Below are 12,501 nucleotides of genomic sequence, written 5' to 3' on the forward strand. Positions count from 1 at the left end.
AAAATACAACTATGCTCCTTAACACACAGCCATATAATATGGCTTAAAGCCCCTGCAGCTTTCGATAGAGCGTTCTCTCGCTAATACCTAACTGGCTCGCTAACTCATTATTTTTTAAAGATGTGCTTTTCTTAATCTGAGTTAAATAAAGAGCTTCAAGGTCAGCTAAAGGGATCAGTTTGTGGCCATTCCCACTATTCTCTGGGAGCGTTTTTATTATTGTCTGATCTAAGGAGGCATTATTTTGGAGGTGAGGTTTTATATGTTCCGGTAGGTGTTCAGGGGTGATCACTTGATAATCGGATAAAAGCATAGCCCGTTCGAGAATATTTCTTAGCTCTCGTATATTACCTGGGTAGCTATAAGCCTGCAAAAGATCCATCGCTTCATTACTAATAGCTAGCGCTTTGGCCTCAGTGCCAATATCTTCACTATCAACAAGCCGTTTTAGTAAAATTTCAACCAGCAGAGGAATGTCTTCAACGCGCTCCCTTAATGAGGGAAGATCAATGGGAAATGAACTGATACGATAGTATAGATCCTGTCGGAAAAGCCCCGCCTCCACCTTATCAGCTAAATTCTGGTGGGTTGCACAGACTAATCTAAAATCCGCATGTTTTAACTCAACACCACCAACTGCACGATAAGTACCCGTTTCGATCAAACGCAGTAATTTAACTTGTAAAGAGAGAGGGATATCACCGACTTCATCAAGAAATAAAGTACCTCCTCGGGCCGCACTTACAAGACCCTCTTTTTTATTAACCGCCCCCGTAAATGCTCCTTTTTCATGACCAAACATTTCACTTTCAAAAAGATTCTCACTTAATCCAGAGCACTCAACCGTCACAAAGGGCTTTTGTGAACGTTTACTAGCAACATGAAGCGCTTTAGCGACTAGCTCTTTTCCGGTACCCGATTCCCCTAATAATAAAACAGAGATCATACTCGGTGCGGCCCGCTGAATAAGAGAGATCATCTGGTTAAACGCTCTAGAGCTACCCACCAACCCTTCACCTTCTGGTTTTGCATTGGCTACTTTGACCAAATGCATAACCTCAAGAAAATAATGGGGGTCCTTTTCCCCTACAGGGATTGGTAATAGTTCTACATCTACATGTTCCTGACCATGGTTTGTATTATGTAAATGTAAATCTCTTTGACGTAACCCCGTTTGCTTACAGCGCTGTAAAGGACAAGACTCGCCTTCCTGATCACAAGGCCGCTGATAACCATGTGAAACTTGGTAACAATGTAGGCCTGCAACTTGACCAAATTGCGCATAGTGGTCTCGGTAAGCTTGATTCGCAGCAATGATCATATAATCACCCGACAAAACAGCAGCGGGTTCTGAAAATGCATCCAATAATGCAGCTAATTCTGTATCTGACAGTGTGGAGTTATTCATATGGATAAGTAGCCAAGTTGAATGATCAGGTTTAACGGCCTGACAAAAACGTCAGTTATTAGTGTGGAAGGAGATATAACTAAATACAATTAACCAATCAATTTTTCTTTACTAAATGCTTTAGCGACACTCATCCGATTAAGATGGGTTAAACCGAGTATGAGGGTGAGTAAAGGTTTGCATCTGTTGGATCAGATTCTGAATATCAGAAGATACAATCAGCATATCTAAATAATCGGCGTGGATAAAACCTTGATCTTTTGCTTTAACAAGAAAGCTAATTAAAGGCGTATAAAAGTCATTAATATTTAAAAAGGCTGAAGGCTTTGTATGCTCCCCCATTTGGGATAGCGTTATCACTTCAAATATTTCATCTAAAGTTCCACTTCCCCCCGGTAAGGCAATAAAGCCATCACTCAGAGAAAGCATTTTACATTTACGTGTTTGAAGCGAATCCACTTCAATAAGCTGAGTTAAACCTGGCTGTATAGACTCTTTCTTTTCTAAAGAGACCGGCATTACCCCCGTCACTTTACCGCCTTGGGATAAGCAACTTGAAGCGATGGCCCCCATTAATCCTGAACGAGCACCGCCGTATACTAAATGAATATCATTTTCAGCCAAATAGACACCAAGCTTTTTTGCTTGATCAATATAAATGGGATCAGCCCCTGACTTTGATCCACAAAATACGGCTAAGCTATTAAGCGAAGAGAGCATTCAGTCAATTAGACCTATACAAAAAATAGCAATCATTGCTACAGATAATAAGGCGATCCTTACGAGTCGCCTACCCTTTAATTTCACATAGCCCTCGTTATTCAACGGGTAATACGGGCATTAGCTGTTTTTAAATTCCGTATTCAAACGATCAAGTATTGTAGCAACTTCTACACTCGCTTTTTCCATCAAAGCCAAATGTGATGCTGCCGATTTCATATCACCGGAACGCGCAGCTTCTACAGCAGCAAGGCCCGACGAATGTACACGCTCATGTGGTGCATCAAGATTATTAAAGCTAGGTAATTGGCTATATTTATCTCGGCCAATACCATTAAAATACCAATTACCTAAGCGACAAGAGGTGTGATCAGCTAAGGCCGACAAATCATCTAATTTTCCTGTAACAATGCCTCGGTAAACATCATTCTTCCAAATAACATGATCTAATTTGACGCTTTCAATAAAAGAATCCGCAGCGCTATGGTCAATAACATCGCTCATACGCTCAGACAGCTGAACTACATCACGAACGCCACCTTTTATTTGCTCAGCCGAAGCAACAACTTCACTACTGAGCATATCCACTTGCCCAATATCTTCAGAGGCGGTTGTAGTTTGCGAACTAATCTGCGCAACTAAATTAGCGATTTCGTTACTGGCTTCACTTGCCTTACGCGCTAGGTTTCGAACCTCATCAGCAACAACGGCAAATCCTCGGCCTGACTCACCTGCACGGGCAGCTTCAATTGCTGCATTTAAGGCAAGCAGGTTAGTTTGATCCGAAATATCACGAATCACACCAACAAATGTTTCAATCTCTTGTGAAACAACTCGGAGTCCTTGAACATTGGAGTTTCCATCCTGGGCTCGTTGTTGGATAACGTGAACACGTTCTAAAATTGTTTCAACAGCGGTGCGTGTTTCATCAAAAATATGAAAAGAGCCATTTAGATTAGCCTTTTCATTTTCTAGGCGATCACCTGATTCAGAGATCGTGCCCCGAACATGGGTAATCAATCCATTCCCTTCAACCCAAGCCGCGCAAATAGCTTGTTTACCATCATCTTCGTTACTCTGAGTATTCTCTTGCTCATAGCAACGGCGCGTTAAAGTCTGGTTTTCAGCCATCAAATTTTGATTTTCTTTACGAAGCTGCTCAACTTCGTTCTGCAAATCTTTTAATTGAAGGTTCAATTTTCCTGAGAAAAACATCAACAATCCCTCTGACTACAACAAGTTATCTTGCATCGTATATTTATTTATCTAGCATCATATATTGATTAAATGCTTGTTTCATCGATTTGTTTACAATTGTAAGCATTTCTTGATCTGACTCTTATCTCACCAAATAGACCTACCTATTTTCCATGCAATCTTTATCTACCCTATCCCCAGACATAAAACTGACTTAAAATTGTTATGTTTTATGACTCAAGGTAATTTAAAGGATTTATAATGGCTAAAATATCGCTTAAAGATGATCAATATAGCGCGTTAGTAAAGGCCTATTTCGCCAAGCGTTCTCAACGCCAACTGTTAAACAAAACAGAATCAATTAAAATTGCCGAACGCTTAAATGAAAAAGTAAGCCTGCCGTTTTTGAGCGAGCCAAAAGAACAGGCCGTTTTACTAAAAATAATTCTAAAAATTGATAACTATCTATATGAAAGTCTTCCTAATGAGATCTATGAACTTATTCATAACATTGACGAAGGTTTCGACGACAGTGAAGCAGCTCAATTAGCCGCTCGCTTAAGTAAGCAAGCCCATGACGATATTAGCCTGCCATTTTTAACATCTCATGTGGAATATTACTCAATCACTTTTGTACTAACGCTTATCATCAACGCAATGCGAGAAGGCTCAGACTTAGATCATGCGATCAACGTCACTAAACATCCTCTTATGATGTGTGATGATTTTCCTTTCCCTGATCTATTTTAATTAAACCCAATGTCACTAGTAGTAATAAAGACGTTATATTCAAATCCGGTGATCTGATTATCTGGTTATAGCGTAGGGCATTTACTGTATTAACCAACTAAAGGTAGCACTATGATTTCAGCAGAAGCTTCTGCAGTTCGAGACCAGCTCATAGCAAAAGGTTTGGAAACACCCACCATTGATAATGGTATGAACCAAGAGCAGCGCTATGAGAAAATCAAGGGGTTAATGTCAGACGTCGTCAGCACACTGGGTATGAACTTAGAAGACGATAGCTTACTCGAAACACCGCACCGCATTGCCAAAATGTATGTGTATGAGATCTTTTCTGGTTTAGATTACGAAAATTTCCCAAAGATCACGATGATTGAAAATAAGATGGACCTCGAAGAGATGGTCAAGGTTCGCAATATCAGCGTATTAAGCTCATGCGAACACCATTTCGTGACCATTGATGGCACGGCAAAAGTCGCGTACATACCAAAAGATAAAATTATAGGTTTATCTAAAATTAATCGCCTTGTGCGCTTTTTTAGTCAGCGACCTCAAGTACAAGAACGCTTAACTAAACAGATATTAATCGCGCTACAAACATTACTCGATACTGATAATGTGGCCGTATCAATAAATGCAACTCATTACTGTGTAAAATCGCGCGGCGTAATGGATGTAAATTCTGAAACAGAAACAACCGCACTGGGAGGTATATTCAAATCAAATCCTCGTACACGTGCGGAATTCTTAACTTAAATATTTAATGCCGAGCTTATAGCCATGATGATAGTCGTTGCTATAAGTATTCAGAATTATTGATCGAAATAAGTTATCAGCGTGGGACACTATATGCAGAGATATGACTTATCAGAACCCTACGCTACTGCGTATACAACAAGCTTATTTTGAAATTGAAGAGTTTGCTCCATCTTGAAGAACAATAAATCATAGCTAGTCCATAAAGCATCTTCGATGCACGGAAATTTCTCACCGTAAAATAGGGCTAGAGAGTAGCGTTAATCCGAAAACAGTTACTGGATTCAAACAAGTAAAAGCTACACCATGGTAATGGCACTTAGCTTCTATCAATAAACTACTAGCGCTAAACTATCTGATACACTTAGCAAGAAAATAGAAAGTAAATTGGAGTTGCATGAATGTCTGATGAGCCATTTTTCCTAAAAGAAGAGAAAGAAAAACTAGGCCTGCAACGTGCTAATGCTCAAACAGAGGCAACACTTGAACCTCTTATGTTAGGAAAGCGTGTAAAAGAGATTCGCTTAAGCCAGAACCTAACACTAGAAGAGGCAAGTAAGCTAACCGGCTTAGCAAGATCTACCTTATCAAAGATTGAGAATGAACAAATATCACCTACGTTTACCGCAGTTAATAAACTCGTAAAAGGGCTCGGTATAGATATTCCTCAACTGTTTTCACAACCCAAGCGGGGAGCGGGAACAGGCGGACGCAGAGATATAACACGAGGCGGCGAAGGCCAGCCCCACCCTACTCCAACCTATGAACACGAACTACTGGCAACACAATTAAGCACAAAAAAAATGATTCCGTACCGCACAACAGTACGAGCAAGAACATTTGACGAATTTAATGATTGGGTCAGACATGACGGCGAAGAATTTCTATTTGTCTTGAGTGGTTCACTATTACTTTATACCGAACTCTATGAACCACTAGAGCTATTCACTGGCGATTCCGCCTATTACGACTGTGAGATGGGACATGCTTTAATTTCAACCAGTGATGAAGATGCGGAAGTTATCTGGGTAACCGCGTAAGCACCGTTTTTTTTGAACAATAGCGACTAAATTAATTGTTTTAAGGTTTAGTCCCAACGGCTGATATATCTTTAAAAAATGATCTGCCTCTCTTAACCGCCATCATTAACGGCCATACTTTTTAAGAAAAAAGTTACCAACCAAATCCGGCCAAAGCAATCCCATTACCCAACGGCCACTGTCCCTTGTTTACTAGCGTTTGTAACTGCTGTTTGGTATCAGTGGCAGTAAGCGCATCCAACTCTTTCATTAAAGCTGAAATTTCATCATAAAGTGAACTAGGGTTATCCTTACTAGACCATAGTTCATAGGTATCAATCGCAAAAACAGGGTGATTCTGTTCAGTTATAAAGTTTAACCAACGCTGTAAAAGGTCCGCATCGCTCGCATCAAGGAAAGGGATCAAATGCTTATACCGCTGGTTTAGACGTCCAATAACAACTGAACTATCCGCAATCAATATAGGATAGTTCGCACTTTCCTCACCGACTGCAACACTATCATCCGTTACCGAAAAGTTCTCTAACTCTGCTTCGGAAAACAATAATAACCAAAAAAGTGGAATTGTATAATTTGCTGCACACAACATCTCTGCATTGGTGGATTGTGTAGACATATTGGGATGCTTATCCATCCCCATTAAAATAATACGTGTTCCTAACATAGCGAGTTCCTACTGCTGTTCTATGCTGTAGCCCTGATCAGCAAGAGATTTCAATAGACCATCAACACCAATCAGGTGACCGACTCCGACTAAAACAAACTCAACCTCATCATTCTCTAACATTTGTTTAATCTGAGGTAACCACTGTTCGTTTCTTTCAACTAATAAGGACTGATACATACGGGGGTAGTTTAATCTCATATCGTCGATAACATCAGCTTCAAGCCCTTGCACATCACCACTTTTCCAATGCTGAACAATTCCTTTCATCATCACTTCTGTCTCTTTCATATCAGCCAAAGTCTGACGCAAAAACGACTCTTCATTCCCTTGCCCCATATTTACAATGGAGCCAATATGCGCATCTATAGCTTCCAGCTCGCCAACCGTCTTACCATCAGCGATCGCCTGCTGAAAGTAGAATGAATCTGCCCCCGCCTGTGAAATTCCTAAACGTTTAAACTCAACAGCGAGCATGGTCAACATAACACCCGCAGGCTTCATAGAGATAAACAGATTAGGCATCAATTCACGCTGTTTTAAATAAGTATTAAGCGCTTCGTAAAGCTCTGGTGAAATTATTTGATTTAATAATCGCCCATCTTGGTATGAAAGCTGAGACATAAGCTGCATCTGGATTTGAGGGTCAGACAACGCTGCTATATCTGTTTCAAAAATAACTTTATCTGCTTCACTGTAGGCCTGATCAAATTCAACAGGAAAAGGCAGATCTTCCTCAGCCAACAGATGTACCGTTCCCCCTAAAAATAATTGATGACCATTTTTAGCTACACGCCACAACGATGTTTCAGCAAATGAATAACAACTAAATAGAAGCATAATCATATAGATAGAGATTTTCATAACGGAACCTATTCAAGAGCGAAATACGTATTAAGGAGAGTAAAAGACTTAATGAAATTAATAGACTATCATCTAACACAAGAACTAAAGGTTAAAGATTTACACTTTCAAAACATAGAAATATATTTACAATTAAAATAAATAAAAATGGTATATCCATGACAGAGCTTACATCTTCAGACCTAAACATACTGCTTGTTGAGCCTTCAACAACCCAAAGAAAAATTATTAGGAAGGAACTAAACAAAGCATTAATTGAGTCTATAGATGAAGTTCAAACAATCAAAGATGCCATCGCGCGCATTGGCATTGTCAAACCGGATTTAGTCATCAGCACTCTGCACCTTCCTGATGGTTCAGCGATGGACCTCTTAAGCCATATTCGCCAACACGCTGACACAAGTGAACTGCCATTTATGTTAGTTTCAAGCGAAACACGTCATCGCGAACTAGATCAGTTTAAACAATCAGGTGTTATTGCAATTTTACCTAAGCCCTTTACCCATAATCACCTCACAACAGCAATTAATTCAACATTAGATCTACTATCAAATGATGAGTTAGAACTAGAATATTATGATCCTGCCTCACTACGCGTACTGGTTGTAGATGATAGTAAAATGGCACGAAAAATAATTATTAATGTATTAAATAACTTAGGTATTTCACAAATAACCCAAGCAATAGACGGGTCAGAAGCCATTACCCTCTTACCTCAAGGTTTCGATCTTATTGTGACTGATTACAACATGCCGATTATCAATGGACTTGAACTGACCGAGCATGTACGAAATAGCTCCGAATACTCCCATCTCCCTATACTTATGGTAACGAGTGAATCCACCCACACCCATTTAAGTAACGTCGCAAAATCGGGTGTAAATGCGATGGCCGACAAACCCTTCGAACCCGCCATGATTAAAAAACTATTAGCCCGCATATTAGAAGAGTAGAGTTTTATAATCCGTAACTCTAATAACTGACCATCAAGAAATGACAAATACCCATAGCAGATCGTGGTAGAGAACTTATATATCTTCAAGATATCCAACTTTAGCGACACAGCTGTTTAATTAATAAACAGTCATGTTTTATAACCTCAACCCATAAGATAACGGTATAAAACGGATAAAAAAACCTTCCAAACTTGCTCTAAACTGCATACAGTGTATAATGCGCGCTTTCCCACCAGAGCAGCTTATACTGTTATCGACTACTGTTGATGCAGTCCTGCCCTAATTCCAAACAGGTAACACAAACAGATGAATTCAGAAGATCAGCTATCTTTTGCTGAGCTTGGCCTTGCGGCTTCCGTGCTTAAAACGCTAGACGAAATTGGCTATGAAACGCCGTCTCCAATCCAGGCAGCCACTATCCCTCACTTACTAGAAGGTCGCGACCTTTTAGGTGTCGCTCAGACAGGTACCGGTAAAACAGCCGCATTTGCATTGCCATTGCTATCTCGCCTAGACTTAAAAAGCCGTAATACGCAGCTTCTGATTCTGGCGCCGACTCGAGAATTAGCTATTCAGGTAGCAGAAGCCTGCCAAACCTATGCCCGCAGCCTACCCGATTTCCACGTACTACCTATATACGGTGGTCAGGCATATGACAGCCAACTTCGCCAGCTTAAACGCGGTGCGCAAGTGGTTGTTGGTACACCCGGTCGCGTTATGGATCATATGCGCCGCGGTTCTCTTAAATTAAACAACCTTCAAGCACTCGTACTTGACGAAGCCGATGAAATGCTTCGTATGGGCTTTATTGATGATGTTGAGTGGGTTCTTGAACATACGCCAAACGAACGCCAAATAGCATTGTTCTCAGCAACAATGCCAGCTCAGATCAAAAAGGTTGCTCAGACTCATCTAAACAACCCTGCTGAAATACGTATCCAATCTAAAACTGCTACAGCAACTACAATTGCCCAGAAATACTTACGTGTTTCCGGCAACCAAAAACTAGATGCTTTAACACGTATTCTTGAGATGCAAACGTTTGATGCGATGCTTATTTTTGTTCGCACAAAGTCAGCGACGGTAGAATTGGCAGAGAAATTAGCCGCACGCGGTTATGCATGCGAAGCACTTAATGGTGATATCTCTCAAAACTTGCGTGAACGTACAGTTGAAAAACTAAAACGTGGCCACATCGATATATTGGTGGCAACAGATGTTGTAGCCCGAGGCCTTGACGTTGAACGTATCAGCCACGTACTGAACTATGATATTCCATACGATACGGAATCTTATATTCACCGTATTGGCCGTACAGGTCGCGCAGGACGTTCAGGTGAAGCGATTTTATTCGTTTCTCCACGCGAACAGCGAATGCTTAAATCTATTGAACGTGCCACACGTCAACAGATTGAACAGATGCAGCTGCCGTCAACAAATGATATCAATGAAAAACGTGTAAAACGCTTTGTTGATCGCATTTCAGAAACAATTGAAAACCAAGATCTTGAGTTCTATAAAAACCTGCTAACAGAATACCAGCAAGAACATGATGCAGACCCATTGGTTGTTGCTTCAGCACTTGCTCACTTATTACAGGGTAAAACCCCACTGTTGATGAAAGAGCAGGCTCGTCCACCTCGTCGTGAAAGAGAAGAGCGTGGAGAAAGAAATGATCGTGGTGATAGAAAATCTCGTCGTCAACCACAAGGAATGTCAGCTCAGGCTAAACCGCTGAAAGACAATCCAAATGTTGAAATGCAACGCTATATGCTTGCTGTTGGCCATGAACATGGTGTAGCACCAAAGAACATTGTTGGCGCTATTGCTAATGAAGCAGATCTAGATGCAAACCTTATTGGTTCCATTGAAATCTATGACGATTGCTCAACTGTAGATCTACCAGCGGGTATGCCTAAAGCTGTTGTACAGCAGCTCCGCAAAGCCATTGTTTGCGGTCAGCGCCTGAATATCAAAGATCTATCTAGTGATGCAGCACCAAGCGGTGGTCGTGGAAAAAGAGGCCCAAGCGGTAATAGCACTAACCGTAACCGCCCACCTCGTCGCGCTAAGAAAGATACAAGAAAAAGCAAAGACAGCTAAGGGATAACTCCCCTTACTAAGCTAAGGCTTAGTTCGCTCAAAGCTTTCATCGATAAAGGACGTTACCATAAAGGAATGCCCTTAACACACCGGATATTTTGCATCCCCTTCGCAAGATATCCGGTGTTTTTATTATTGCTCTCAAAAAGTATATCTAGGCGCTTTACTTACTCCCCTACCACCATAATGGCTTCCACCTCAATATCAGCGTCTTTCGGGATCTGTTTTACGGCGAAAGCCGCACGCGCCGGATAAGGTTCAGAGAAATACTTGGCCATTACTTCATTCACTTCAGCAAAATATTTCATATCAGAAAGTAAAATAGTAACTTTAACAATATCAGATAAAGAACCACCCGCTGCATCAGCAACCGCTTGCAAGTTTTTAAATACCTGCTCTGCCTGTGCCGAAAAAGATTCGGTAATCAGCTCCATTGTTTCAGGCACCAGTGGGATCTGACCTGACATATAGACGGTACTACCTACACGCACAGCCTGTGAATATGTACCTATAGCAGAAGGTGCATTTTCAGTACTGATAATACTTTTATTCATAATCGTTCCTGTCAAAATAATTGAGTCGAATTACTTTTATAGCGTCAATCAATAGTTAGGAATTTAATCAACTAACTATAAACTTAACCTCTGTATCTACTTAGGTGGTGCTAAACTAACTCGTACTTTAGCCGGCGCATTAGGAAAGAAAATACACTGCAATACCACATTGGATTCTTCTTCAAAATAGACCATGACACCTTTACCCCGATCCAACCAACGCACTTGATCGAAATCCTGGCCATCCCAATGTTGAGCCCACAAACTAGAGCTTGCTGCGCGTCGTTCAAAAGCTATGCCGCAATACTTTTCTGCTTGCTCTCTGTAACGCTCCCCCCAACACTCAAGACTTTTTTTACATGTCGCAGAGGCCGCCCGCGTATCTGTTCTTTTATACATTTGAACACACTTTCCCCTGACTGCTGGATCAGAATATTCTCGACATTGGTCCAATTCTGCATCATTCACTGCATAAGCAGATAGCGGTAATAATAAAACCAAAAGCCCTAAAATTTTACCCATAATCCCTTCCTTAATCCGGCCCCTTTTAATTTAGCAGTTTACACCGCCATAAGGATGCTTCCTAGTTTAGAAAAATTTTCACTCACCAACAGAAGAACACGTATAATAACGGCTTTAATGTGACTCGGAAAAAGCATGCAACGTGTAGACCTGCTCCTTGTAAATAACGCCTTAGCAAATACGCGCACCCACGCACAGCGTTTGATCAAAAATAACAAAGTCACAGCCTTTTACAAAGGCATTTGGCAACCTGTTACAAAACCGGGTCTTAAACTTGATGAGCATACAGAATTTAAAGTCGAAACCGACGATGCTGATCGCTTTGTTTCACGCGGCGCTTTTAAACTTTTAGCCGCATTAGAAAAACAACAATTAGCTGTTGAAGGTTGGATCGCCATTGATATTGGACAATCAACAGGCGGCTTCAGCGACTGTCTTCTTCAAGCAGGCGTGAGCTCTGTTATCGGCGTTGAGGTTGGCCATAGCCAACTAGCTGAGAAGCTAGCAAGCGATCCTCGCGTACTATGCTATGAACGCGTTAACGCCAGAGAACTCCCTAGCGAAACCCTGCTAGAACACACTAAACAAGGCAGCGGATTTGATCTTGCAGTCATGGATGTCTCATTTATATCTCAACTTAAAATACTCCCCTCTCTTATTCCTCTCATTAAAGACGAGGGCTACCTTATCAGTCTAGTCAAACCTCAATTCGAAGTGGGTAAAGAGGGTATAGGGCGAGGAGGAATTGTTCGAGATGCTAACTTATACCCTCTAGTAAAAACCAAAGTAATCGATTGCTGCGAGTCTTTAGGTCTTCAAATCTGCGAGTACTTTGAAAGCCCAATAAAAGGTGGCGATGGAAATAGAGAGTTTTTACTTATAGCAAGAAAAGCATAAGAAGCGAACAACGTACCCAAACCGCTCCTACCCTTATATATTGAATAGAGTGATTACCCTTAACTTAACGCTGAAA

At 41.0% G+C, this 12,501-nt stretch carries 13 protein-coding genes; 6 read left to right on the forward strand and 7 right to left on the reverse strand.

Features of this window, described 5'->3' with window-relative positions; genetic code table 11:
- Positions 1-43: 43 nt before the first annotated feature.
- From Q4486_RS05865 to Q4486_RS05875, 3 genes are all read right to left on the reverse strand, one after another.
- Positions 44-1,408, reverse strand: coding sequence for a sigma-54-dependent Fis family transcriptional regulator (locus tag Q4486_RS05865; protein ID WP_303518720.1), 1,365 nt, complete (start codon positions 1,406-1,408; stop codon positions 44-46).
- 138 nt (positions 1,409-1,546) lie between these two features.
- A complete protein-coding gene (locus Q4486_RS05870; protein WP_303518721.1) occupies positions 1,547-2,128 on the reverse strand; it encodes a TIGR00730 family Rossman fold protein in 582 nt (193 codons plus the stop codon).
- A 120-nt stretch (positions 2,129-2,248) separates the two neighbouring features.
- Positions 2,249-3,343, reverse strand: coding sequence for a methyl-accepting chemotaxis protein (locus Q4486_RS05875; protein ID WP_303518722.1), 1,095 nt, complete (start codon positions 3,341-3,343; stop codon positions 2,249-2,251).
- Positions 3,344-3,586: 243 nt separating this feature from the next.
- Between Q4486_RS05875 and Q4486_RS05880 the strand changes: the two genes are divergently transcribed.
- The 3 genes from Q4486_RS05880 to Q4486_RS05890 all read left to right on the forward strand — a co-directional run bounded on the left by Q4486_RS05880 (position 3,587) and on the right by Q4486_RS05890 (position 5,865).
- The gene (locus tag Q4486_RS05880; protein WP_303416792.1) at positions 3,587-4,075 is read left to right on the forward strand and encodes a hypothetical protein; all 489 of its coding nucleotides are present in this window, start codon (positions 3,587-3,589) and stop codon (positions 4,073-4,075) included.
- A gap of 111 nt (positions 4,076-4,186) precedes the next feature.
- Complete coding sequence (folE, locus tag Q4486_RS05885) at positions 4,187-4,825, forward strand: GTP cyclohydrolase I FolE (protein ID WP_067864337.1); 639 nt, start codon at positions 4,187-4,189, stop codon at positions 4,823-4,825.
- A gap of 401 nt (positions 4,826-5,226) precedes the next feature.
- Positions 5,227-5,865, forward strand: a complete 639-nt coding sequence (locus tag Q4486_RS05890; RefSeq protein WP_303416795.1) for a helix-turn-helix domain-containing protein — start codon at positions 5,227-5,229, stop codon at positions 5,863-5,865.
- Between the two features lie 133 nt (positions 5,866-5,998).
- Here the strand turns inward: Q4486_RS05890 and Q4486_RS05895 are convergent, their stop codons facing one another.
- Positions 5,999-6,529: a hypothetical protein gene (locus tag Q4486_RS05895; RefSeq protein WP_303416797.1), complete on the reverse strand. Its 531-nt coding sequence runs from the start codon at positions 6,527-6,529 to the stop codon at positions 5,999-6,001.
- A 9-nt stretch (positions 6,530-6,538) separates the two neighbouring features.
- On the reverse strand, positions 6,539-7,393 hold the full coding sequence (locus Q4486_RS05900) for a TraB/GumN family protein (RefSeq protein WP_303416799.1): 855 nt from the start codon (positions 7,391-7,393) through the stop codon (positions 6,539-6,541).
- 158 nt (positions 7,394-7,551) lie between these two features.
- On the opposite strand from Q4486_RS05900, the gene Q4486_RS05905 reads away from it, so the two are divergent.
- Both Q4486_RS05905 and Q4486_RS05910 read left to right on the forward strand, forming a co-directional pair.
- Positions 7,552-8,346, forward strand: coding sequence for a response regulator (locus Q4486_RS05905; protein WP_303518723.1), 795 nt, complete (start codon positions 7,552-7,554; stop codon positions 8,344-8,346).
- A 309-nt stretch (positions 8,347-8,655) separates the two neighbouring features.
- Entirely contained in the window at positions 8,656-10,452 is a 1,797-nt protein-coding gene (locus Q4486_RS05910; protein WP_303518725.1) for a DEAD/DEAH box helicase, read from the forward strand.
- A 167-nt stretch (positions 10,453-10,619) separates the two neighbouring features.
- Here Q4486_RS05910 and Q4486_RS05915 read toward each other — a convergent pair whose 3' ends face one another.
- Entirely contained in the window at positions 10,620-11,006 is a 387-nt protein-coding gene (locus tag Q4486_RS05915) for a RidA family protein (RefSeq protein WP_303416805.1), read from the reverse strand.
- A 96-nt stretch (positions 11,007-11,102) separates the two neighbouring features.
- A complete protein-coding gene (locus Q4486_RS05920) occupies positions 11,103-11,528 on the reverse strand; it encodes a hypothetical protein (RefSeq protein ID WP_303416807.1) in 426 nt (141 codons plus the stop codon).
- Positions 11,529-11,663: 135 nt separating this feature from the next.
- On the opposite strand from Q4486_RS05920, the gene Q4486_RS05925 reads away from it, so the two are divergent.
- Positions 11,664-12,425, forward strand: coding sequence for a TlyA family RNA methyltransferase (locus tag Q4486_RS05925; protein ID WP_303416809.1), 762 nt, complete (start codon positions 11,664-11,666; stop codon positions 12,423-12,425).
- The last annotated feature ends 76 nt before the right edge of the window (positions 12,426-12,501 follow it).

This window comes from Neptuniibacter sp. 2_MG-2023 (genome assembly GCF_030547495.1).
In the GTDB taxonomy this organism is placed as follows: domain Bacteria; phylum Pseudomonadota; class Gammaproteobacteria; order Pseudomonadales; family Balneatricaceae; genus Neptuniibacter.

What these genes read in the sequence shown, in the direction of transcription:
- Q4486_RS05865 (WP_303518720.1), bottom strand. Translation starts at nt 1,408, where the DNA reads ATGAATAACTCCACACTGTCAGATACAGAATTAGCTGCATTATTGGAT.
- Q4486_RS05870 (WP_303518721.1), bottom strand. Translation starts at nt 2,128, where the DNA reads ATGCTCTCTTCGCTTAATAGCTTAGCCGTATTTTGTGGATCAAAGTCA.
- Q4486_RS05875 (WP_303518722.1), bottom strand. Translation starts at nt 3,343, where the DNA reads ATGTTTTTCTCAGGAAAATTGAACCTTCAATTAAAAGATTTGCAGAAC.
- Q4486_RS05880 (WP_303416792.1), top strand. Translation starts at nt 3,587, where the DNA reads ATGGCTAAAATATCGCTTAAAGATGATCAATATAGCGCGTTAGTAAAG.
- folE (WP_067864337.1), top strand. Translation starts at nt 4,187, where the DNA reads ATGATTTCAGCAGAAGCTTCTGCAGTTCGAGACCAGCTCATAGCAAAA.
- Q4486_RS05890 (WP_303416795.1), top strand. Translation starts at nt 5,227, where the DNA reads ATGTCTGATGAGCCATTTTTCCTAAAAGAAGAGAAAGAAAAACTAGGC.
- Q4486_RS05895 (WP_303416797.1), bottom strand. Translation starts at nt 6,529, where the DNA reads ATGTTAGGAACACGTATTATTTTAATGGGGATGGATAAGCATCCCAAT.
- Q4486_RS05900 (WP_303416799.1), bottom strand. Translation starts at nt 7,393, where the DNA reads ATGAAAATCTCTATCTATATGATTATGCTTCTATTTAGTTGTTATTCA.
- Q4486_RS05905 (WP_303518723.1), top strand. Translation starts at nt 7,552, where the DNA reads ATGACAGAGCTTACATCTTCAGACCTAAACATACTGCTTGTTGAGCCT.
- Q4486_RS05910 (WP_303518725.1), top strand. Translation starts at nt 8,656, where the DNA reads ATGAATTCAGAAGATCAGCTATCTTTTGCTGAGCTTGGCCTTGCGGCT.
- Q4486_RS05915 (WP_303416805.1), bottom strand. Translation starts at nt 11,006, where the DNA reads ATGAATAAAAGTATTATCAGTACTGAAAATGCACCTTCTGCTATAGGT.
- Q4486_RS05920 (WP_303416807.1), bottom strand. Translation starts at nt 11,528, where the DNA reads ATGGGTAAAATTTTAGGGCTTTTGGTTTTATTATTACCGCTATCTGCT.
- Q4486_RS05925 (WP_303416809.1), top strand. Translation starts at nt 11,664, where the DNA reads ATGCAACGTGTAGACCTGCTCCTTGTAAATAACGCCTTAGCAAATACG.